This is a genomic window from Streptomyces sp. NBC_01116, assembly GCF_041435495.1.
Taxonomy (GTDB): domain Bacteria; phylum Actinomycetota; class Actinomycetes; order Streptomycetales; family Streptomycetaceae; genus Streptomyces.
On record NZ_CP108644.1, the window covers coordinates 4,676,880 to 4,699,638 of the forward strand.

The following is a 22,759-nucleotide window of genomic DNA, read 5'->3' on the forward strand; positions in this document are numbered from 1 at the left end:
ACATCCGATGTCCGATCATGCCGGACTGTTCGGCTTGTTGCGCGCTGCCCCCGCCCGCTCTTCGGCGAGACGGCGGTGTTCGGCCGCCTTCCGCTCGTGGATGGCGGCCATCCGCAGGTGATATTCCGGATCATCCTGCTCGTAGACGTCGGGTACCCCGGATTCGTCCTCGTCCAGCTCCTCTGCCTCGTACAGCTCCTTGTACCTGCGTACCCGGACCTTGAGCAGTACGCAGGCGAGCAGGGCGGCGATCAGGGAGCCGAGCAGGACGGCGGCCTTGATCTCGTTGACCATCTCCTGGTCGCCCTCGAAGGCGAGCTCGCCGATGAGCAGCGAGACGGTGAACCCGATGCCGGCGAGCGAGGCGACCGCGAAGACGTCGGCCCAGGCCAGGTCCTTGTTCAGCTCCGCCTTGGTGAAGCGGGCTGCGAGGTAGGTGCCGCCGAAGATGCCGACGGTCTTGCCGACGACGAGACCGAGGACGACGCCGAGCGTCTCGGGCCGGGTGAAGACGCCCGCCAGCGCCTCGCCGTTCAGCACGACCCCGGCCGAGAACAGGGCGAACAGCGGGACGGCGATCCCGGCGGACAGCGGGCGGACCAGGTGCTCGATGTGCTCGCCGGGGGAGTGCTTCTCGCCCTCGCGGCGGGTGCAGCGCAGCATCAGGCCCATCGCGACACCGGCGATGGTGGCGTGGATGCCGCTGTTGTACATCAGGCCCCAGATGACCAGGGCGAGCGGAACGTAGACGTACCAGCCCCGGACGTCGAAGCGGAGGAGGAAGTGGAAGACGACCAGGCCGAGGACGGCCCCGCCGAGCGCCACGAAGTTCAGGTCCGAGGTGAAGAACACCGCGATGATCAGGATCGCGAAGAGGTCGTCGACGACGGCCAGGGTGAGCAGGAAGGCCCGCAGCGCGGACGGCAGCGAGGTGCCGATCACCGCGAGGACGGCGAGGGCGAAGGCGATGTCGGTGGCGGTCGGGACCGCCCAGCCGTCGGTCGAGCCGCCGCCGATGGCCGTGGTGAGGAAGTAGACGAGGGCGGGCACGGCCATGCCGCACAGTGCCGCCACCACCGGGAGGGCCGCGGCCTTCGGATCGCGGAGTTCGCCCGCGACCAGTTCGCGCTTGAGCTCGACGCCGGCGACGAAGAAGAAGACGGCGAGCAGTCCGTCCGCCGCCCAGTGCGCGACGGAGAGGTCCAGGCCGAGGCTGCCGGGACCGAAGTGGAAGCCGCTGACCTCTTCGTACGAGCCGCCGAAGGTGTTCGCCCAGACGAGTGCGGCCACCGCCGCCACCAGCAGCAGCACACCGCCGACCGTCTCGGTGCGCAGCGCCTCCGCCACGTAGTTCCGCTCGGGCAGCGAGAGCCTGCCGAGCAGCGGGCGCCGGGGCGGCGCCGGGGGTGCGGGGGTGGGCGGGTTGGGCGGTGCCACGAGAGGACCTCCAGGTCAGGGCGGCATGAGGGCATGACTGATGGACATGCCGACCAGACTTCCCGGCGCCCCTGTGGAGATGTTCTCTGCAGTTGTGGGTGAAGCGTCCACTGTACCGGGGGCGTAAAGAGCGGGACCGAATAGGTGATCTTCAGGCTAAATGCCCGATGGGCATCCGGCGCGTTGCCGGATGCCCATCGGAGCCGTACTGCCGTGTCTGTTCTGTGCTTCCGCGTCTGTTCCGTCGTTCCGCGGTGTCAGTCCTCGGACGAGGAGGACGGCAGCTGCGTGGTGATCAGGTCCATCACGGAGGAGTCCGTCAGCGTGGTGACATCGCCCAGTTCGCGGTTCTCCGCGACGTCGCGGAGGAGTCGCCGCATGATCTTGCCGGAGCGGGTCTTCGGCAGTTCGGCGACCGGCAGCACCCGCTTGGGCTTGGCGATCGGGCCGAGGGTCGCCCCGACGTGGTTGCGCAGGTCGGCGACGAGCTCGTCGGAGGCGGTGGCGGTGCCGCGCAGGATCACGAACGCCACGATGGCCTGGCCGGTCGTCTCGTCCGCGGCGCCGACCACGGCGGCCTCGGCGACCGCCGGGTGGGAGACGAGCGCGGACTCGACCTCGGTGGTGGAGATGTTGTGCCCGGAGACGAGCATGACGTCGTCGACCCGGCCGAGCAGCCAGATGTCGCCGTCCTCGTCCTTCTTCGCACCGTCGCCCGCGAAGTACTTGCCCTCGAAACGCGACCAGTAGGTGTCGATGAACCGCTGGTCGTCGCCCCAGATGGTGCGGAGCATGGAGGGCCACGGCTCGGTGAGGACGAGGTAGCCGCCCCCGCCGTCCGGCACCTCGTTGGCGTCGTCGTCCACGACGGTGGCGGCGATGCCCGGCAGCGCGCGCTGGGCGCTTCCCGGCTTGGTCTCCGTCACACCGGGCAGCGGCGAGATCATCATCGCGCCGGTCTCGGTCTGCCACCAGGTGTCCACGATGGGGCACTTGTCGGCGCCGATGTTCTTCCGGTACCACATCCACGCCTCGGGGTTGATCGGCTCACCGACCGAACCGAGGACGCGGAGGCTGCTCAGGTCGAACTTCGCGGGGATGTCGTCGCCCCACTTCATGAACGTGCGGATCGCCGTGGGGGCGGTGTAGAGGATCGTGACGCCGTACTTCTGCACGATCTCCCAGAACCGGCCCTGGTGCGGGGTGTCCGGGGTGCCCTCGTACATCACCTGCGTCGCGCCGTTGGCCAGCGGCCCGTAGACGATGTACGAGTGTCCGGTCACCCAGCCGATGTCGGCGGTGCACCAGTAGACGTCGGACTCCGGCTTGAGGTCGAAGACCGCGTTGTGCGTGTACGACGCCTGCGTGAGGTAGCCGCCGGAGGTGTGCAGGATGCCCTTCGGCTTACCCGTGGTGCCCGAGGTGTAGAGGATGAAGAGCGGCTGCTCCGCCTCGAAGGCCTCGGGGGTGTGCTCGGCGGACTGCCGGGCGGTGATCTCGTGCCACCAGACGTCGCGGCCCTCGGTCCACGCGGTGTCCTCGCCGGTGCGGCGGACCACGAGGACGTGCTCGACGTTCTCGAACCGCGAGACGGCGTCGTCGACGGCGGGCTTGAGCGCGGACGGCTTGCCGCGGCGGTAGCCGCCGTCGGCGGTGATGACGACCTTGGCGTCCGCGTCCTTGATGCGGGCGGCGATGGCGTCGGCCGAGAAGCCGCCGAAGACCACGGAGTGCGCGGCGCCGATACGGGCGCAGGCCAGCATCGCGATCGCGGCCTCGGGGATCATCGGCAGGTAGACGGCGACCCGGTCGCCCTTGCCGACGCCCAGCTCGGTCAGCGCGTTGGCGGCGCGGGAGACCTCGTCCTTCAGCTCCGCGTACGTGATGGCCCGGCTGTCGCCCGGCTCGCCCTCGAAGTGGATGGCGACCCGGTCGCCGTTGCCCGCCTCGACGTGGCGGTCCACGCAGTTGTACGCGACGTTCAGCTTGCCGTCCGCGAACCACTTCGCGAAGGGCGGGTTGCTCCAGTCGAGGGTCTCGGTCGGCTCGGTGGCCCACGTCAGGCGGCGGGCCTGCTCGGCCCAGAAGCCCAGCCGGTCCGCCTCGGCCTGCTCGTACGCCTCTGCTGTGACGTTGGCGTTGGCGGCCAGCTCGGCAGGCGGAGCGAATTTCCGCTCTTCCCGAAGCAGGTTGGCCAGGCTCTCGTTGCTCACGACTTCTCCCAGTCCCAGGGTGTCCGTTGTGTCCCGGGGCATAGCTCATCAGGCGCGGGGCCAGGTGACAAGGGCCTGCCGGGAATTGGTTTAGACCTGTGTTTTCGTGTATGGAGCCATGTTCCCGCTCCGCGGTCGAGGGCCGCCGTACGACGCGTGGCGCACGGCGGTTCCGTGCCGGTCGGGTGCGTCGAGACGAGTCGGGGTGTGTCGGGTGCCGGAACGCGTCCGGGGGTCGGGGTGATGCGGAACGGGGGCGCCTGGTTGCACGGGTCCGGAGCCCGTCCGGTTCAGGCCGGAGGCGTTCGGGCTAGTTGGTAACTCTTGTCAGTGAATAAGCAGCTTTTCATTCGGTATGTCGCCCTTGCTATGCGGAACCGCGTGCGAATTTGGCCGCGCCGTGTCGGCACTTCAACGCAAATAACCTGCAAGGAAGAGGGTGGGCGGATGATGGCCGCCACGAAGAGGATCGCCTTGGGCGTCATGTCCACGGCCCTGGTCGCCGTTCTCGCGGGCTGTTCCGGAGCCGGGTCCGGAGGGTCCGCGTCCGGGGGAGCCGGAGCCGACGCGGAGAAGGGCGCCCACGGCGCCAAGGAGAACCCTCCGGCCGCTGCCCCGAAGAACGCGGTCAAGCTCATCGGGGACGGGTCCACCGCCTTCACCGGGGTCCAGCCGAAGATGCCGGCCGTCGAACGCCTGGCGCCCGGCGAGAAGCCTCCCCAGTTCGTGGTGTTCTCCTGGGACGGCGCCGGAGAGGACAGTCAGAGGCTCTTCTCGCACTTCCGCGGCGTGGCCAAAAAGTACAACGCCAAGATGACGTACTTCCTCAGTGGCGTGTACCTGCTGCCGGAGGAGAAGAAGGACCTCTACAACCCGCCCCAGCACGCGCCGGGCCGTTCCGACATCGGCTTCAACGACACCGAGGGCATCCGCGACACCCTCGACGAGGTGCGGGCCGCGTGGCTGGAAGGCAACGAGATCGGCACCCACTTCAACGGCCACTTCTGCGGCGCGGACGGCGGTGTCGGGACCTGGTCGGTCGAGGAGTGGAAGAGCGAGATCAGCCAGGCGAAAGCTTTCGTCAAGAGCTGGAAGACCAACACTCCGGAGCTGAAGGGCGAGGACCCGCTGCCCTTCGACTACGACAAGGAACTGGTCGGCGCCCGCACCCCCTGCCTCGAAGGCCAGAAGAACATGGTCGCCGCCGCCCGGACCATGGGCTTCCGCTACGACTCCAGCGGCGTCGGCAACCAGGTCTGGCCCAAGAAGAAGGACGGGGTCTGGGACATTCCGCTCCAGCTCGTCCCGATGCCGGGCCGTGCCTTCGAGACCCTCTCGATGGACTACAACTTCATGGTCAACCAGTCCGGCACGGCCACACAGGGAGACCCCTCCCAGCACGAGTACTGGGGCGACCAGATGCGGGACGGGCTGCTCCAGGCCTTCGACCGCTCGTACAACGGCAACCGGGCGCCCCTGATCATCGGCAACCACTTCGAGTCCTGGAACGGCGGCACCTACATGCGCGCCATCGAGGAGACCATCGCGCAGGTGTGCACCAAGGAGGGCGTGCGCTGCGTGTCCTTCCGGCAGCTCGCCGACTGGCTGGACGCGCAGGACCCGAAGGCGCTGGCCAAGCTCACCACGCTCGGCGTCGGCGAGGCGCCCAAGACGGGCTGGTCGTCCTACCTCGGCACCCAGCAGGCCGCCGCGCAGCCCGCGGGCCAGGGCAAGGGCGAAGGTAAGGACAAGGGTAAGGACCAGGGCGGGGACCAGGACCAGCGCAAGGACCAGGGCGAGGGCCAAGCCCCGGGCGGGGATGCCGGAGAGGTTCCGGGTCAGGCCCCGGGGCAGGCCCCGGATCAGGCCGCCCCGGGCAATGCCTCGGGTCAGGGTGACACGGGTTCGGAGCCCGCCGGAGCGACTGGCTGACGCACCGAGGGAACGCCGCCCGAAACGGCGTCCGGCCGCGCGCGCCGCATCGTTCACCCCCTCGTCGGCCCGAAAGGAGGCCGGCGAGGGGGGTACGTGTGAGTCAGGCGGGTGCGGTCACGCCCGCTCCCGCGTGCCGTTCGTCGAGGACGAAGGCGGGGTCGACCTGTGCGGCCAGGTCGGCGCCGGTCTTCTCGTTGCCCCAGCTCTCGGCGTTCTTCAGGTGGAAGTGCACCATCTGCCGCGTGTAGCGCTCCCAGTCACGCGACCCGTACGAGTCCTCGGCGGTGTCCTGCAGCGTCTGCAGGGCCATCCGGTTGTCGGCCTCCAGCAGCTCGAACCTGGACGGCCGGCCCTTCTCCATCGCCCGCACCCAGTCGGAGTGGCCGATTCCGATCAGCAGGTCGTCGCCGACCTCCGCACGCAGGAACTCCAGGTCGTCCGGGCCCTGCACCTTGTTGCCCACGACCTTCAGGGCGACGCCGTAGTCGCGTGCGTACTCCTTGTACTGCCGGTAGACCGACACCCCCTTGCGGGTCGGCTCCGCGACCAGGAACGTCATGTCGAAGCGCGTGAACATACCCGAGGCGAACGAGTCCGAGCCCGCCGTCATGTCGACCACGACGTACTCGTCGGGACCGTCGACCAGGTGGTTGAGGCAGAGCTCCACGGCCCCGACCTTGGAGTGGTAGCAGGCCACTCCGAGATCGGACTCCGTGAAGGGCCCCGTCGCCATCAGCCGGACGTCCCCGTCGTCGAGCCGTACCGTGCGCGCGCAGGCCGCGAAGATCGGGTTGTCCTCGCCGACCCGCAGCAGCCGGGAGCCCTCGCCGGGCGGAGTCGTCTTGATCATCGTCTCGGCGGAAGCGATACGGGGATTGGTGCCCCGCAGATAGTCCTTGATGAGGGGGAGGTGCGCGCCCATGGCGGGCAGCGCGGCGGCCTCTGCCTCGTCCAGGCCGAGAGCGGCCCCCAGGTGCTGGTTGATATCGGCGTCCACGGCGATGACGTGGGCTTCGTTGGCGGCGAGGTGGCGGATGAAGAGCGAGGACAGCGTGGTCTTTCCGCTGCCGCCCTTCCCGACGAAAGCGATCTTCATGTTCACCTAGGGTAGTGGCTCCATCGCGTTCTGCTGTCACTGTTCGTGAAGAAGGCCACTTGAGGGTGGTGCGGGTGGGGTGGGCGCGTAGCCTCGCTACTTATGAGTACGACTGCCTCAGATCCGCTCGCCGCGCTCGGTTCCCTGCCCGGCGTTCCCGACGCCGTGGACTCCGTGCGCAAGGCCGTCGACCGGGTCTACGGTCATCGCGTCATGCGGCGCCGCAGCAATGAGGTCACGGCCGAGGCCGCACTGCGGGGTTCTCGTGGTTCGGCCGCGCTGGCCGGTGCCGACTGGAACCTTGAGGAGGTGCGTCGGCGTACCGACTTCAGCGGTGAGGACGAGGCGCGCATGGTCGGCGCCGCGCTGAGGCTCACGGCGGAAGCCGGGCAACTCCTCTCCATCTGGCGGCAGTCGCCGCTGCGGGTGCTGGCCCGGTTGCATCTGGTGGCGGCCGGCGGGGCGACTCCCGACGACGCTGTGGGGCGTCCTCGGCTGGCGGGCGAGTCCGTGGACGAGCCGCTGATCGAGGCGCCGCTTCCTGGGGCCGAGGAGGTCGCCGGGCGGCTCGAAGGGCTGTCGCGGCTGATCATCGCGGGCGGCAGCGCCCCTGCCCTGGTCACCGCCGCCGTCGTGCACGGCGAACTGCTGGCGTTGCGCCCGTTCGGCTCGCACAACGGTCTGGTGGCCCGGACCGCCGAGCGCATCGTGCTGATCGGCAGTGGACTGGACCCGAAGTCGATCTGCCCGGCCGAGGTGGGACACGCGGAGCAGGGCCGGGCGGCCTATGTCGCCGCGTTCGAGGGCTACACCGCCGGGACCCCGGAGGGTATGGCCGCCTGGATCACCCACTGCGGACGCTCCGTCGAGCTGGGCGTGCGCGAGTCGACCGCCGTGTGCGAGGCCCTTCAGCGCGGCGCCGCCTGAGACCTCGCCGCCGCTGCCCGGGGTCGTCGTCGCCGGGCCGGCGCCCGGGAGTCCGGGAGTCCGGGCGTCCGTCCGGGCGGCTGTGCGGCCTCGGTGGAGGCGTGGCCTGGATTCGACGCGGCCTGGATTCGACGCGGCCTGGATTCGACGCGGCCTCAGGGGCGGCTGCGGTGAGGGTTCCGGTGTGGCTTGGGGCGGATGTTGCCCACGGGCCCGGTGCGGCTGGCGTCGAAGGCCCCTGCGGCACCGGAGAGGTCGACTCCCGGTCGGGGCGAGGGTGATCGGGCGATCAGGTGATCGACGGCCGGGAGTAAGGGTTGCGGCGGTACCGATATGCGGTACCGCCGCTGGCACGTCCGCCCAGTTACCAAGCGTCCTCGTAAATTCGCCCATCAGGTCGGGTACTTTGCCCGTCACCTGGTGCGGCTGGCCCGTAATCGACGGGTCGACGTCGCGTGGGTGCTCGGCTTTCGTGCTCGGTCCGTGGGGCCGTTCTGCGTAACAGGTCATCCTCGCGGATGTCCTTGGTCTCGCGGGCCGTTAAATCCTTTGTACTCCAGGACCAGAGGAAGGGAAAGCCCTGGCCCCGCTTCTTTACTTTTCCGATCAATCAAGGGCGAATCGGGCAGGGTGTCGCTCCGGTGGGGCGGTACCCCGCGTCACCTTCGCTGAGCCTCGTCCCCGTGTCACCCGGGCAGGGCGGCGCCGACGGTGCGCCGGCGACTGGCGTACCAGACCAGCCCGGCGGTGACGGCTGCCGCACCGACCGCGGCCGCCGCCACGAGGGCGGGGCGGGGCGGCATCGAGAAGGCGGGCAGTCGCTGCTTGAGTCGGACCGGGCGGTTGAAGACGAGAATCGGCCACTCGCGAAGGGTCGCTTCGCGGCGCAGCGCGCGGTCGGGGTTGACCGCGTGGGGGTGGCCGACCGACTCCAGCATCGGAACATCGGTCGCGGAGTCGCTGTAGGCGTAGCAGCGCGAAAGGTCGTACCCCTCCGAGACCGCGAGCGCCTTCACGGCCTCGGCCTTGGTGGGTCCATAGGCGTAGTACTCGACCTCGCCCGTGAAGCAGCCGTCGTCGCCGACGACCATGCGCGTGGCGACGACGCGGTCGGCGCCGAGCAATTCGCCGATGGGTTCGACGACTTCGGCCCCCGAGGTCGAGACGATGACCACATCGCGCCCGGCCGTGTGGTGTTCTTCGATGAGGGTGGCGGCCTCGTCGTAGATGATCGGGTCGATCAGGTCGTGCAGGGTCTCGGCGACGATCTCCTTGACCTGCTGGACGTTCCACCCCTTGCAGAGGGCGGAGAGATATTCACGCATCCGCTCCATCTGGTCGTGATCGGCACCCCCGGCGAGGAACACAAACTGTGCGTACGCAGTGCGCAGTACAGCGCGGCGGTTGATCAGTCCGCCTTGGTAGAAGGACTTGCTGAAGGTCAGCGTCGAAGACTTCGCAATGACCGTCTTGTCCAGGTCAAAGAAGGCTGCTGTGCGCGGCGAGAAGCAGTTTTCCACAACGCTGAGCATAGGGGCCCACCATTCGGCGTAAACTCCGGCGCGTGGGTTTGCCTGAGGAGGCCCTCGGGTACACCATGGAAGTCACGGATCGTTCGCGACCGTGCTAACCCGGTCCGACTCCTCCCCCCCCGAGTCGGCCGTGGGGACGACCCCCGCTCTCCCCCCCGGCGGGGGTCGTCGCATGTCCGGACGCATTTTGAGGGTGGAAACCACCTGAGCCTCCCATCTGGCCGACATCGGCCCGACTGCGCGAGCCCGGCGTCGTGCAACTCGTCTCGTCACAGTGTGTAGCCAGAGGGCTGCGCTCCGGAAGTCGCTGGTTCGGGTGACGAAGTTATTCACAGCCCTGAAGTTGTCCACAGTTTTTCATCAAGATCCACATGATTTTCCGAGGTGCTGCACGTTGATTCCACCCGCGAAGTCCGCGGGTGCCGGAATCGCGCATCTCGGAACGCTCCGAGAACACCGCGAACCGCACTGAAGGGGCAGTGAGAAGGGGGCGGAGATCGTGGCTGGATCCATCGCAGGAGAAGGAGCGGCGGTCGTCGAGGGGCGGCGCGCGGGCCCGCTGATCGTGACGGAGGACGTGGAACTGCTCGACGACCTGCTGCGGCTGTGCGCGGCGGCCGGAGCCGAGCCGGAAGTTCATCACGGGCCGCCCGGGCGCCGGGGCGGCTGGGAGCGGGCCCCGATGGTGCTGGTGGGAGATGACGCCGCCGCGCGTTGCCGGGGCGCCGGCCGCCGGAAGGGGGTGATGCTGGTGGGCCGGGACCAGGACGACCCGGACGTGTGGCGGCGAGCGGTGGAGATCGGGGCCGAGTACGTGCTGCGGTTGCCCGATTCCGAAGGGTGGCTCGTCGATCAGATCGCCAACGCCGCCGAAGGTGTGGGACGGCCCGCTTTCACCGTCGGTGTGATGGGCGGCAGGGGCGGCTCCGGCGCATCGACGCTGGCCTGCGCCCTTGCCGTGAGTGCGGCGAGGTCCGGAAGGCGGACGATGCTGATCGACGCCGACCCGTTGGGGGGCGGCATCGACGTCCTGCTCGGCGGCGAACGTGCCGAAGGCATGCGGTGGCCGGATTTCGCACAGTCGAAGGGCCGCCTGGGAGGCGGAGCCCTGGAGGACTCGCTGCCCGCGCTCCACGGGTTGCGGGTGCTGAGTTGGGGGCGGGACGACGAGGTGGTGATCCCGCCGCAGGCGATGCGTGCGGTGCTGGCCGCCGCGCGGCGACTCGGCGGGGTCGTGGTCGTGGACCTCCCGCGCCGGGTCGACGAGTCGGTCGCCGAAGCACTGGCCCAGCTCGATCTCGGGCTCCTCGTGGTGCCGGGCGAACTGCGTGCGGTAGCAGCGGCCAAGCGCGTCGCCGCCACGGCCGGAATGGTCCTGGACGACCTGCGAGTGGTGCCCCGGGGGCCCTATGCGTCCGGGCTGGACGGGCGATGGGTCGCTCAGGCCATCGGCCTCCCGCTGGTTGGTGAACTTCCCCTGGAATCAGGGCTCCTGGCCTCCCAGGACGACGGCACCCCACCCGGCGGCAGTGCCCGCGGGCCGCTGGCCCGGTTCTGTTCGGCCTTCTGGGAACAGGCGGCCGCGGCCGGTGACACCGGCCCCGTGTCCGGCCCGCCCGGGGGAGTGACGGCATGACGGACGAACTGCTCGACGCCGTACGCCAGCGGCTGGCACGCAGTGGCGCCGCTCCCACCCCGGCCGGAGTGGCCACCGCTCTGCGGGCCCAGGGGCGGCTGCTGGGTGATGCCGAGGTGCTCGGGGCGGCGGCAGAGTTGCGCGGCGAACTCGTCGGCACGGGAGTGCTGGAGCCGTTGCTCGCGGATCCGGAGGTGACCGATGTGCTGGTCTCCGCACCGGACCGGGTATGGGTGGACCGGGGCGGCGGGCTCCAGCTGACGGGCGTCACCTTCGTGGACGCGGCGGCGGTGCGGAGACTGGCCCAGCGGCTCGCCGCGGTGGCCGGCAGGAGGCTGGACGACGCACGGCCCTGGGTGGACGCACGCCTTCCTGACGGCACCCGCATGCACGCCGTACTGCCCCCGGTGTCCGTCGGCTCGACCTGCCTCTCCCTGCGCGTGGTGCGGCCGCGGGCCTTCTCCCTGGCGGAGTTGGTGGAGGCGGGCACGGTGCCGCCGGGCGGAGACCGGATCCTGCGGGCCCTCGTGGAAGCGCGGATCTCCTATGTGATCAGCGGCGGCACGGGGGCGGGCAAGACGACGCTCCTCGCCAGCCTGCTGGGCGCGGTCGGCGTGAACGAGCGGATCGTGCTCGCCGAGGACTCCGCCGAACTGCGGCCGGACCATCCGCATGTGGTCCGCCTGGAGTCCCGTCCGGCCAATCAGGAGGGTGCGGGCCGGGTGACGTTGCGCGATCTGGTGCGGCAGGCGTTGCGCATGCGGCCCGATCGGCTGGTGGTCGGAGAGGTGCGGGGCGCCGAGGTCACCGAGTTGCTGGCCGCCTTGAACACCGGACACGAAGGCGGGTGCTGTCGGATGGCTCTGAAGATTTCAGTACCGCAAGATTAATTTCAGTAGAGATTTCAGTACCGCACGGAAGATTTCAGTGGCGTCACCTAGGGTGATGATGACTCAGGGCTGAGGGGCAGCGTCAACTGGCCATGGGTATGTACCGTGCGGTGTGGTCGATTCTCACGTCGCCGACCAGATTCGGCGTTTGCCCGTTGTGCCGTTGCCGCTGCGGCGGGAGTCCTTGCTGAGCTGGCTGGACCACTTGGCGGCGGGGTACGAGGTCTCTCGTATGCACATGGCGGAAGCCTGCGGCCTCTTGCGCCACCCTGATGGGCCATCAAGGATCGCGGCCTCTGGGCCGACTTCGGCCGTGTACGGCTTGGGCGACGCGGATGCTGTCCGGGTAGAACGGGCAACAGGCCTCTCGGCTTGCGAAGTTCAGGCCATGACTTGGTCGCGCTTTGTCGGCACGGCCGTGAGGTCTGAGCTGATCGAAGCGAGCCCGCGGGAGCGTTTCCGTGTGATGAAGGCGAGTTGGATCGACCCGCGGGAGCTGAGGTTCTGCCCATCTTGCATAGATGAGAAGGACGGCCGTTGGCCGCTGGAGTGGTGCACACCATGGGCGTTCGCGTGCTTGCGGCACGGTTGCTACCTGCTGGCCGAATGTCCGACGTGCCGTACACCGATACGTGCCGGCGTCAGACTCGGGCAGGGCGTTTGCCGCGGTTTCGAGAAGCATCATCTGACCGACGCCGTCACCTGGCGGTGCGGCATGGAGTATCGGAAGATGCAAGCTCCTGACCTGCAGGACAAGCTGTTGGCCTACCTGCAACGGTTGTTGGACAGCCATCTCAGCAGCACCCGGCAGGAGTTCGTCCACGCCAGGGGTGACTTTGCTGATCTTGCGGCGATGGCGGAATTTGCGTTGTTTCTGGCTGCTCCAGAACATTTGGATGGTGCTGACCCCGTTGTTGTACAGAGCTTCGCCGAGTTCCGTCGCAGATCTGCACTCACGCACGGTGGGCCGATGTTGGAAGAGGCCGAACCGATGGTGCGAACAGCGGGGTTGCGGATCGCCTCGCAGATTGTGTTCAGCGACAATCCATGGGCCACCGCACGAGCGATTGCCGACTTCGCCTCCCGGCCGCTGGCTTCTCGAGCCAGACCGTTGCATGAGGCATGGCTCAAAAGGCCGCCGCAGGACACCACCGAGCGGCTGGAGGGAATCGTGCGGTCGGTGCGTATCGCGGCGCCCTCAACACGCGGGCCTGACGGGCGGATTCTGGAGCGTGCTCTGTATGAATGAGTGCGGCCCAGTCTCTGTCAGGCGCTGCTGATGACCGGGCGGCCAATCGGCCATAAGCAGGGCGCACACCAGGTGGGGCGGGACCTATCTGGCCAGCCTCGGGTTTTCGCTGGTGACGCATCCGTCGGCGCGGCTGCGGGCGATTAGCATCGTCCCGCAGGCCGTCAGAGGCTTCGCCGGAACAGGCGCTGCAGCAAGGATGCTGAGGTGTTCTGACGCGGTGCGGGGACGGCGAGGTCGGAGGTGGGCGGCGGCGCCCGAGGCGTCGAACGGGGCATGGCGGGTGCTGAGGTGAGCAGCGCGATGCCGCGTTCGACGGCGAGCGTTGCGGGGGAGACGCCTGGACGCTTGTCCGCCGAGGGGGAAGGTTGACTGCGGTGAGTCCCCTGACAGAGCGCACCCTCAAGCCGCTGACCTTCACCGTGTTGAAGTCGTTCTGAAGGAACTTAGCTGCCATCGCGTGGCTACTCAGGACCTCGCGATCAGCGATACGAACCCAATACAGGCCCGAGGCTAGTTCTCCCGCTTGCGACAAATGCCAGCGTGGTCGCAGGACGCGCAGGACGCGCACCAGACGGGCAGGCGCGGCAGGACGTTGGTACGCAGCGCATCGCCAGCTGCAGCAACGCGCTGCGTCAGGGAGTCCATGTGCTGGGGGTCCACTGTCTCGCGAGTCGACTTGCCGGCCTTGTCGAGGTTGAGCACCTCGACCAGGTCTGCGTTCTGCCCGGTCAGTTCCCGGTAGCCCAAGGCGTACAGGTGTAGCTGGTCCCGAGTCAGGTCCTCGGCTTGCGCGCGTTCGGTCGACTTAAAGTCGACGATCGAGGTCATTTCGCTGTCGAGCCGCTTGATCAGATCGACTCGGCCGATGACCGTGACGCCGGGAGCAGGGTGAATCTCTACGGGTTGCTCGGAGTAGACGGTCTGGCGCAGGGTTGCCGAGTTCTCCTGTAGGTAGCGCTGCACAGACGAGATCGCGGCCGGCCGGAGCTGCTCGTACGCGGCCACGTTGGCGAAGGGAAGGTTCAGGTGCCGGTTCACGAGATCCTCAGCTTCGCCGGGGGCCGCGTAGTCGCCTTCGATCGCACGCTTGTGAATCTCGGCCATGGCATCGTGCAAGGACTTGCCATAGCCGATTTCCTTCTGAAGGGGGGAGTCGAAGCCGTAGAGGAGGCGCAGCTTAAACGAATACGGGCATTCGAAAAGGTACTTCAGGTCGGAGAATGACATGACGACGTCGGGCGTGCCGCGACGCGGTGCCGGAGTGAGGCGCTGCTGCGTCGAGGGGGCGATCTCGCGGGTGAGGACGGTGCTTACGCGCGTCGCTTCGGTGAAGAAGACCGACTGGGCCTTGCCCGTCGTCTTGCCGTTGGAGGCGAAGGTGAGGGCCAGGTATTTCTGGGCTCGGGTCGCCGCGACGTAGAACAGGCGGCGCTCGTCCTCCTCGCCGCCGCGGTAGCGGTCGGCGTCCGGGACGAGTTCACGTTCAATGATGTGAAAGATATTGGTTCCGCCGGACGCCCGAGACGGGAAGGTGTTCTTGCGCAGTGCCGGAAGGTAAACGGCAGGCCACTGCATTCCTTTGGCCTGGTGCACGGTGGCGATGACGACTGCGTCGGGCTGGGCATACCCGGTGTCGCGGTCCGCTTCCGCATAGTAGTTCGGTGCCTGGTTCTCCAGCCAGGAAGCGAAGCTGATGAAGCGATCCTGCGGCGTACTGGTCAGGAAGATCTTCTCGTAGTCGCCGATCGCGGTGGAGAAGCGGCCAAGGTTGTAGTAAACGAGCTCGCCGCGGTCACCAGGCACGGTTTCCTCGCGCAGTCCTGCCGCTTCGAGAAAGTCGAGGAAGGTGCCCTGGAGGGTGGTCGCGTCCCAGGGACGAGAGGAGTCCCACATCATGGCTTTGTCGAGGACGCGTGAGATCGCGGCTCGCAGGTCAGCCTCGGTGAGCGCGAGATCCGCTGCAAGCCAGGTGCCAACGACGGTGTCCGCGTCGACGAGGGAGGCGGTGTACCGGAACAGGCTGCACGCGGCCACGACCTCGGGTGTTTCAAAAAGCTTGGTAAGGCCTTTGATCACGTAGGGCACGCCGCGGCTGCGGAGTTCCTCGACCAGCGGTCCGGCATCCGCTTTAACCGAACGGAACAGGACCGCGTTGTCGGACCACGTCATGCCGCGCGCCGGCGCGTCGCTGCCGTCCTCGAACGGGACACCGCGCAGTGTTTCGATCCTGTCGACGATCCAGCGAGCCTCCTCCTGCTGGTTGGCGAAATCCACTGCCAGGATGTCGCCCAGGTCGAAGCTCTGATGCCCGGCGGCGACCATCTGCTTCGGCAGCCGGTGCTCATCCGGGATGCGGTCGACGTAGGTGCGTGCGAGTTCGACGATCGCAGGGCTGGAGCGGAAGTTCTCGTTTAGGGTGACGCGCGCGACGTCCTTGTACCGGTCTTCGACGTTGAGAATGTTCGCTACCGCGCTACCGCGCCACTGGTAGATAGTCTGGTCGTCGTCGCCGACGACGCACAGGTTGGCGCCGAACTGAGTCAGCCCCCGGATTAGCCGCTCCTGGATCGGGTTGGTGTCCTGGTACTCGTCGACCACGACGTAGCGGACGCTGTCCCTGATGTGATTGCGCAGGTTCAGGATCGAATCGGCCTCCTCGTCGTCGCCCTCGAGGAGCGTGACAGCGTTGAGTAGGATCGCCGTGTAGTCGAAGTACCGCCGTGCTGCCAGCAGCTCCTGGTACTTGTCGAGGCCTTCCTTGACGTCGGGACGGAGACCGGCGATGTCCACGTCGTCCTCGCGCAGGATCGACATAGCCTGTTGGTAAAGCTTCGAGTGGATGTAGCGCCGCAGAGGCTTCTCGGCCCCCTGGACGACGTGATTGGTTGTGGTCAGGCCGGATTTGGCGCTGTTCTTGTCAATGATCAGTCGAGTCTGTACGTCATTAAGCACGTTGTACTTGAACGCCTCCGGCACGTGGCTGTGCAGCAAGTCCAGGGCGTACCCGTGCATTGTGCCGATGTACATCTCGGCCAAGCCGTTAATCTCGCCGTGCTGAGACTTGATGCGCGCGTAGACGCGCTCCTTCAGCTCACCTGCTGCCTTCTCGGTGAAGGTGAACGCAACGATGTGCTTGGGCTGCGTCGTAGTTCCGTCTGGGCCGGTCTTGCCGAGGAGCCCGGCGATCCGCCTGGAGAGCACCTCAGTCTTCCCGGATCCGGCGCAGGCGACGATCAGCAGATTCTGGTCAGTCGTGGCAATCGCTTCCGCTTGTGCCTTAGTGAACTGCATCGTGTTGCTCCTCTCCCGTTCAGACCTCGATGACCTTGAGGACTTCGTCGCCGTAGTAGTTAATGACCTTGACGGCGATCTTCCCGGATACCGGTTTGGCGAAGGGCCTCGACCGGGTGGCGTAGAGAGAGGCCCAGGCATCCTGATCAATTTCTGCCTTGAGCGTCTTCTGTAGTTTCTCGTAGGGATTGAGGTCGCCGGGCTTGCCCTCGCTCTTGCCGTTGAAGTAGACATGCCGCACGAAGAACGCATCGCTGTCGTAGTCAGTGTCCAGGGACCAGAGCATGATGCTGTCGATGGTGAGCGAGCTGATCTTCCCGGTGGTGGGGTTGTAGGTGTCCACGCCCTTGACCTCGACGACGAGCTGTCCGTCCGAGGTCTCGGTCACCTCAATGTCCGGCTCGCCAAAGACAGTGAACAGGTTCGCAGTGCTCGACTTGGCCAGTTCGTCCCCCATTGAGAGGTCGGCGTTCATCCTGACCAGCATCACCGGCAGCTTGCCCACGGTCCGCTCGCGGACGACCGAGGCGAAGTTCTGCGCTGCGGGCTTGAACTCGGCTACCGCCTCGACCGCCGTCGGGTCGAAGGCGAAACCGAGGACGAGCAACAGGTCCAAGTTGCCGGCCGCGATGGCCTCTCGAGCCGCGTTCTTGATGAACAGCGGGTCCACCGTCCCGTACTCGGGACCGAGGGCGATACCGACCCGAGCCGGGGTGCCAGCGTCGGCCTGCTCGCGCACGCCGACTGCGGTCAGGGTGCGTCCTGAGGCTGGCTCGATGGACTCGAAGACGAGCCGCTCGTCACGGATACCGTTCTGCACCCCGGCAGTCTTGATGTGCTCCAGGATCGTCTCGGCATAGGAGCCGCCGCCAGTGGCCTGCTTCGCGGCCTGCTCCGATTTCGGAAGCTCGCCGTCGAAGGAGATCGATCGGTGCGGCGAGAGCGACTCGACCGTGAAGGGGCCGGCGACGCGCAGCGCCTTTTTGTTTTCGTAGGCACGGTCAAAAAGAGTCTCGTACTCGGCGTGCCTTTGAATCGCCGTCTCGATCGCTGCCCGAGACATCCCGGGCTCGATGTCGGGATTGTTGGCAATGGCCTTGAGGGTGATGTGCGGCACTCGCTCGTAGATAAATCCCCGATGGACATCGTTACTCGATGCCGTACGGTTGGGCTCCTGTCCGCTCAGCTCGGCTTCCTTGGCTTTGCCCTCGATAGAGTCGGCAAGCAGGTAGGCCGGGTACTTGGCGCCCATGATCCGATGCCGCGCCAAGGCGATCGCCACCCGCGAGGTGTCGATGGTGATCCAGCGGCGGCCCCACTGCTCTGCAACGTGGGCCGTGGTGCCCGAGCCACAGGTCGGGTCGAGGACCAGGTCGCCCGGGTCGGTCACCATCAGCATGCAGCGTTCGATGACCTTCGTGTTCGTCTGGACGACGTAGAGCTTGTCCGCCCCGAAGCCGGCAGTGCTCGTGTCGTCCCAAAAATTGTTGTACGGGTACGCCGGGAAGTCGTTGATGTATCGCACATAGCGAAGGGTGTTGCCCGCCGCACCAAGGCGCCCCGCAGCGAGTAGGCGCTCCATGCCAGCCTCGTTGGTCTTCCATCGCGATTGCATGGTCGGACGGAAGGTCTTTCCTTCAAATTCGACCGGGAACCATGACGCTGCGCCCTCGCCCTTCTCGCGGCCGGCGCTTTGGCTGGTGATGTTGTCCAGGCCGAAGACCTTTGCTTTGTCGTTAAGTAGCGACGGATCCCTGCGCTCTTCGGGCGTCATCTTCCGACGCGTTCCATCGGCCTCTTCTACGGAGGTATAGGTGGAGGAGCCGTCCCCGCCGACGCTCTTCTGGCGGAACATCTGCCGGTACTTGGTCTTGTCCCGGGTGTGCGAGTACCACAGGATGTAGTCGACCGTGCCGGGGAGCAAGTTTCCGGTAGCACCTGTCGTGGTGCGGAATGAGATCTGTGCGCAGAAGTTCGCAGCGCCGAAGACCTCGTCGAGGAGCGATCGAACAAGGTGGACGTTCTGGTCGCCGATCTGAACGAAGACGGACCCCGACTCGGTCAGCAGGTCCCGCGCGACCGTGAGCCGGTCGCGTAGATACGTCAGGTACGAGCTGATGCCCAGTTCCCAGGTGTCTCGGAACGCCTTGACCTGCTCGACCTCACGTGTGGTGTGCGCGAGGTTTCCGTCCTTGACATCGCGGGACTTGGTCGATACCTGCCAGTTTGAGTTGAACTTGATCCCATAGGGCGGGTCCAAAAAGACCATCTGGACTTTCTGGCGCAGGTCCTCCCGCTCCGCGAGGGAGGCCATGACCTGGAGTGAGTCACCCAGGATCATCCGGTTGGCCCAGTTCATCTGGTGGTGATACCAGTCGACTTTATCCAATTCGTCCTCGATACCGTCCTGGAAGTAGTCGAGGTTGAAGAGCCCTTGGGGCTCCTCCGGCGCTGGCTTGCGACTCTTCGTCTCTTTGAGAAGTTCATTGATCAGGTACTGCGGTTCGATCCGCTCCTGGCGGAAGATCGGCGGGGCTGCGACAACAAAGTCGGCCTGGTCTGTCTCGTCCTTACCCGTCCAGACCAGCTGCGGGTCCAGAGCACGGTCGCGCTGCTCAGCTGGCAGCCAGGGCGTACGGGGGTAGGCCACGTCCTGTACCGCTTCCGCTTCCTCGGTCATTAGGTCGGCTGCGTCGGCGGTCGGGATGTTGATGCGCTTCTCTTCGTGCCTTATGGCCTGCGCCCCCTCGACGCCCACTGGGCCTGCGGGACTGCCGGCGGCGGCACTGTGCCTCTTCGCGGTGGCCATGGCTAGTTCCCTTCCCCTGTGCGGAGGTTCAGCGTGCTCTGTGTCGATTCGACGGGCTGAATGAAGAAATCCTCGAAGAGCCCATCAGCTTCGGATCCGACGACATGGTGCAGCTCGTTGTGGAGTGCCTCGGTGTGCAGGCCCGTAACTGACCCGTTGTTGTACAGGTCCGCGATGGCCTCAATGATGCGTGCCTCGAAGCGCCTCGGGTCGTCTACCTCCGTGTAGCCCCACACGCCGTAACCACCCTGGTTGTTGACGGCCGCACACCACTGGTCCCGCGCAGTGATCGCCTTGATCCGCCGTGGCCCCTGGGATTTACGGGTCCCCGACACCTCGACGATTAGGTGCCGGTCCTCGTCCTCGGGCCCGCGCTTGTTGAGCCGGACGATGAAGTCCGGCACGTACCAGTGCGCACGACCCAGATGGCTGTACGGGATCCGGAACTCGAGGTGATCGTTCTTGACGTACGAGTCCACCTCGGGACGTGCTTCAAGAAGCTCCGCCATCCCACGCTCCCAGGTGTTCCCGTCGAAACCGTCGAGCACTACATAGTTCACCGGGCACTTGTCCGGCTCGGCCTCGTAGCGTGCCTTGGTGCTAAAGAAATCGACCTCGTCGGTCGAGCCTTCGGGCCGAAACCTCTGGAACACCGGCAGCACCCGAGCGAAGGACTCGCCCGAGCTGTGCTGTTGTTCGATCGCCAAGTGCAGTTCTTCGACGGCGCGTACCCGCTCCTGGGCGACGTGGGTGATGGCATCGAGTGCTTTCTGATTGCTCGTACCGACGCAGCACTGGAGCCACTGTTTTGTGAGGGTGACCAGGCTCGGGAACAGCCACGGCTTCGGCGCCCCCGTAGGGTCCCGGTACCGGCGCAGCAGTTCGCCCGCCAGCAGGTAGGCGACCTGCTGCGGGCGCGCCGGCTCATCGGATACGGCGTGCTCCTCCTCGGTGCCCACGACAGCTGAGGTCAGCGTCTTGGTCGCGACAGCGTCGTCCACTCGGAACTTTGCCACTCCGGAGAAGTCCGCCTCGTAGGGCGCGTCCGCGATCTCGATTCGGTAGCCCTCCAGTCGGGGAAACACGATCCGCTGAGCTTCGCGCTCCGGCATGGCCTGCACTCGCACCGGGATCGGCTTCGGCTTGCTCTCGAGGACTTTGGTGGGGTCGGTCTGAATGAACTGGAAGGGGATGCCGTAGACCTCGGCATACTCGGCGTCGAGCAGACCCTGCTGGTTCACCTCGTAGGAGACGCGCCGAAGTGCGCGGCCCACGACCTGCTCGCACAGCAGGCTGCTGCCGAAGGCGCGGATGCCGAGCACGTGCGTGACCGTGTTGGCGTCCCAGCCCTCGGTGAGCATGGAGACTGATACCACGCAGCGCACGTCCTGACCGAGTTTGCCGTTCTTGCCGACGGTGTTCAGGACCTCGCGGAGCAGGTCTTTCTCGGTCAGGGTGTCAACGGTGCGGCCGGGGTAGCGCTTGAGGTACTCATCGTGGAACGCGGCGATCTCCTGCTCGGCGGCAGCCTTGAACTCCGTGGACAGCTTCGCGTCCTCGTCCTCCAGGTACGCCGAGTCCACCAGGATGGTGCGCGGCTTGCCGTACGCGTGACCCTGTCCGTCGTAGTTGGAGAACAGCGGCAGGTCGCCCTCGCGGCCTTGGCCCTCGGTCTCGTATCCGGCGATCTTGTCGTAGACCCAACGCGAGATCTTCGTGTTCGCGCAGACGACGATGAACACGGGAGGGGTGGAGCCGGTGATGTTCGCAGACTGCCAGCGCTGGAACGAATCCGCGTAGTTGGCATACAGGCTCTTGAGCGCGCCTTCGACGACTGCGGGCAGGTCATCCTCGCGCTGTGGCTTGCCCTTGAGGAGGTTGTCGCGGTCTTGGTCGGGGATGCTATCCCACAAGTTCAGGTAAGAGACCCGCTTCTGGGCCGCATCGTCGTCCACAGGGACACGTGGGATCTTCACCAGCCCCGACTCAATCGCATCGAGGAGGCCGAAATCGCTGACGACCCACGGGAACATCAGCCCTTCCGGATAGCCGGATCCGGACAGGAACGACGGAGTGGCTGAGAGGTCGTAGACCTGCTTGATACCGGACTTGGCCGCGATGTGTCTGAGTCCGTCGAACCAACGGCGCGCAGCCTTCTCCAGCTCTTGCGCCTCCTTGCGCGCCGTGCCCTTGAGCTGGTCGACCAACAGTCCGCCCTCTACGGCTGCCTCGCGGGTTTGGTAGCAGTGGTGAGCCTCGTCGTTGAGCACGATAATTTGGCTTTTGTCGCTGCCGCCTAGGTCACGCAGCACACGGTTGACCATCTGGTCGGGGGTCTCGACGAACGGGTCGCGGAACTTCTTCTTGCCCAGCAGCAGCTTCTTCGTAGTGGAAGCCAGGCCCGAGCCCTCGCGCGTCGCCTTCAACTCGAAGTTATGGAAATTCGTGATCGCGACCTGCGCAGTCCCCAGTGCCGAAGCCAGGTCGGCCGGGACGATGTCCATCTCCTTGTAATAGCTCGACGGATCGGAGGGCATCAGGACTCGCAACCGGTCCCGGATCGTGATACCTGGGGCGACAAGCAGGAATTTCTTGGTGAACCTGGCGTCCTGGGGCGACGCGGCCTTGTTCAGCACCTGCCAGGTGATCAGCATCGCCATCACCACGGTCTTGCCGGTGCCGGTCGCCATCTTCAGCGCCACTCGTGGCAGACCAGCGTTGTACTGCGCATTGGCGTCGCGCAACCGTTCGCCGACCCAACCCTTGCCGAGTTTGGTTCCGACCTCGGTCAGGTAGATCGCTGTCTCGACCGCCTCCAACTGGGCGTAGAACAGGCGCCTCCCGCGTGACTCCTGTGTCCAGTACTCCAGCAGTCGTCGCGTGGTCACCGTAACGTTGGGGTGCCCTTGGTCCCGCCAGTCGCGGACCAGCGTGCGGATTTCAGCGATGATGTCGTTACTACGGCGGGTCTCTAGGATTCCGTCGAAACCGAAGAGCTCAGCTTGCCGAGCCGCGGCCTTGGAGCCCTTACGGGGCTTGGGAACCGGCATCAGCGACTCGCTCGCGCGACGGCCGACCGCCTTCTCGCCGGTGGGCTGGCCGTTCGAGTCGAGCTCCCAGTGCAGGGCGGGCTCACTGTATGGCGAGTTGATGATCGGATCCTCGATCGGTGTGCCCACTGCGCTCGCTCCCCTCTCCAGTTTCATTCGTTACAGCCTAGGTATGATCGTGGTCGCTGGTACTGCTCACACTAGATGGCACCACTGACACAGCCGACGCCGATTCCTCAGGTTGCTTGTCCATACGGCGCGCGAAGGCCGACACCTGTCCAGTCAGGGCAGGGTTACGGCCCGCCGTTGACACGACTCACTGCAGCGTCCGACCGGTCGGCTCAGGGCGGGCGGCGGAGATGTAACGCATCCGGTACCGTCACCGATCCCGAACAGCCGCATCAGACGAACCGGCTCAGCTGACACCTTCGCCTCGTCTAGGACGCGGCCTTGACGCAGCTGCTGCATCGACTGGCCCAGCGATCGGAGCGCCTTCTTGCGCGTACTCATTTGCATGTTGGGATGGGCCAGGTCCAGCGCCGACTGCTGGCTAACCAGCAGATACGGGTTGCAGCAGGCTGGCCAGCGACGGTGGCGTTCAATGAGCCACCGGGAGGCCAACTGGTGCGTCAACTCTCCCAGCTAGACCGTGTGTCTGACCCCTCGACGGCGGACCGCCAGGGTTCTCTTG

11 protein-coding genes and 1 pseudogene are annotated in these 22,759 nt (G+C 66.5%); 5 read left to right on the forward strand and 7 right to left on the reverse strand.

Annotated elements, in window-relative coordinates:
• Positions 1-15: 15 nt before the first annotated feature.
• Positions 16-1,437, reverse strand: a complete 1,422-nt coding sequence (nhaA, locus tag OG245_RS20465; protein WP_371624938.1) for a Na+/H+ antiporter NhaA — start codon at positions 1,435-1,437, stop codon at positions 16-18.
• A 257-nt stretch (positions 1,438-1,694) separates the two neighbouring features.
• On the reverse strand, positions 1,695-3,692 hold the full coding sequence (acs, locus tag OG245_RS20470) for an acetate--CoA ligase (protein WP_371624939.1): 1,998 nt from the start codon (positions 3,690-3,692) through the stop codon (positions 1,695-1,697).
• A 405-nt stretch (positions 3,693-4,097) separates the two neighbouring features.
• Here acs and OG245_RS20475 point away from each other — a divergent pair, with 405 nt between their 5' ends.
• Positions 4,098-5,582: a hypothetical protein gene (locus OG245_RS20475; RefSeq protein ID WP_371624940.1), complete on the forward strand. Its 1,485-nt coding sequence runs from the start codon at positions 4,098-4,100 to the stop codon at positions 5,580-5,582.
• Positions 5,583-5,685: 103 nt separating this feature from the next.
• Here OG245_RS20475 and OG245_RS20480 read toward each other — a convergent pair whose 3' ends face one another.
• Positions 5,686-6,681 (reverse strand): ATP-binding protein, encoded by a 996-nt coding sequence (locus OG245_RS20480; protein WP_371624941.1) that lies wholly within the window; start codon positions 6,679-6,681, stop codon positions 5,686-5,688.
• A 102-nt stretch (positions 6,682-6,783) separates the two neighbouring features.
• Here OG245_RS20480 and OG245_RS20485 point away from each other — a divergent pair, with 102 nt between their 5' ends.
• Positions 6,784-7,608, forward strand: a complete 825-nt coding sequence (locus OG245_RS20485) for an oxidoreductase (RefSeq protein WP_069752101.1) — start codon at positions 6,784-6,786, stop codon at positions 7,606-7,608.
• 686 nt (positions 7,609-8,294) lie between these two features.
• Here OG245_RS20485 and OG245_RS20490 read toward each other — a convergent pair.
• Positions 8,295-9,140, reverse strand: coding sequence for an HAD family phosphatase (locus OG245_RS20490; RefSeq protein ID WP_286023115.1), 846 nt, complete (start codon positions 9,138-9,140; stop codon positions 8,295-8,297).
• Positions 9,141-9,639: 499 nt separating this feature from the next.
• Between OG245_RS20490 and ssd the strand changes: the two genes are divergently transcribed.
• The 3 genes and pseudogenes from ssd (at position 9,640) to OG245_RS20505 (ending at position 12,915) form a co-directional block, all read left to right on the forward strand.
• Entirely contained in the window at positions 9,640-10,776 is a 1,137-nt protein-coding gene (gene ssd, locus OG245_RS20495; protein ID WP_371624942.1) for a septum site-determining protein Ssd, read from the forward strand.
• Positions 10,773-11,627, forward strand: a pseudogene (locus OG245_RS20500) (TadA family conjugal transfer-associated ATPase); the annotation flags it as partial. The gene ssd and the pseudogene OG245_RS20500, both read left to right, overlap by 4 nt.
• A 244-nt stretch (positions 11,628-11,871) precedes the next feature.
• Entirely contained in the window at positions 11,872-12,915 is a 1,044-nt protein-coding gene (locus tag OG245_RS20505) for a TniQ family protein (protein WP_371627932.1), read from the forward strand.
• A gap of 513 nt (positions 12,916-13,428) precedes the next feature.
• Here the strand turns inward: OG245_RS20505 and OG245_RS20510 are convergent.
• The 3 genes from OG245_RS20510 to OG245_RS20520 are packed head-to-tail and all read right to left on the reverse strand — an operon-like array spanning position 13,429 to position 22,224.
• Positions 13,429-16,209, reverse strand: coding sequence for an ATP-dependent helicase (locus OG245_RS20510; RefSeq protein WP_371624943.1), 2,781 nt, complete (start codon positions 16,207-16,209; stop codon positions 13,429-13,431).
• Positions 16,210-16,228: 19 nt separating this feature from the next.
• On the reverse strand, positions 16,229-19,018 hold the full coding sequence (locus OG245_RS20515; protein ID WP_371624944.1) for a site-specific DNA-methyltransferase: 2,790 nt from the start codon (positions 19,016-19,018) through the stop codon (positions 16,229-16,231).
• A gap of 2 nt (positions 19,019-19,020) precedes the next feature.
• The gene (locus OG245_RS20520; protein WP_371624945.1) at positions 19,021-22,224 is read right to left on the reverse strand and encodes a BPTD_3080 family restriction endonuclease; all 3,204 of its coding nucleotides are present in this window, start codon (positions 22,222-22,224) and stop codon (positions 19,021-19,023) included.
• Between the last annotated feature and the right edge of the window lie 535 nt (positions 22,225-22,759).

What these genes read in the sequence shown, in the direction of transcription:
- acs (WP_371624939.1), bottom strand. Translation starts at nt 3,692, where the DNA reads ATGCCCCGGGACACAACGGACACCCTGGGACTGGGAGAAGTCGTGAGC.
- OG245_RS20475 (WP_371624940.1), top strand. Translation starts at nt 4,098, where the DNA reads ATGATGGCCGCCACGAAGAGGATCGCCTTGGGCGTCATGTCCACGGCC.
- OG245_RS20480 (WP_371624941.1), bottom strand. Translation starts at nt 6,681, where the DNA reads ATGAAGATCGCTTTCGTCGGGAAGGGCGGCAGCGGAAAGACCACGCTG.
- OG245_RS20485 (WP_069752101.1), top strand. Translation starts at nt 6,784, where the DNA reads ATGAGTACGACTGCCTCAGATCCGCTCGCCGCGCTCGGTTCCCTGCCC.
- OG245_RS20490 (WP_286023115.1), bottom strand. Translation starts at nt 9,140, where the DNA reads ATGCTCAGCGTTGTGGAAAACTGCTTCTCGCCGCGCACAGCAGCCTTC.
- OG245_RS20510 (WP_371624943.1), bottom strand. Translation starts at nt 16,209, where the DNA reads ATGCAGTTCACTAAGGCACAAGCGGAAGCGATTGCCACGACTGACCAG.
- OG245_RS20515 (WP_371624944.1), bottom strand. Translation starts at nt 19,018, where the DNA reads ATGGCCACCGCGAAGAGGCACAGTGCCGCCGCCGGCAGTCCCGCAGGC.
- OG245_RS20520 (WP_371624945.1), bottom strand. Translation starts at nt 22,224, where the DNA reads ATGAAACTGGAGAGGGGAGCGAGCGCAGTGGGCACACCGATCGAGGAT.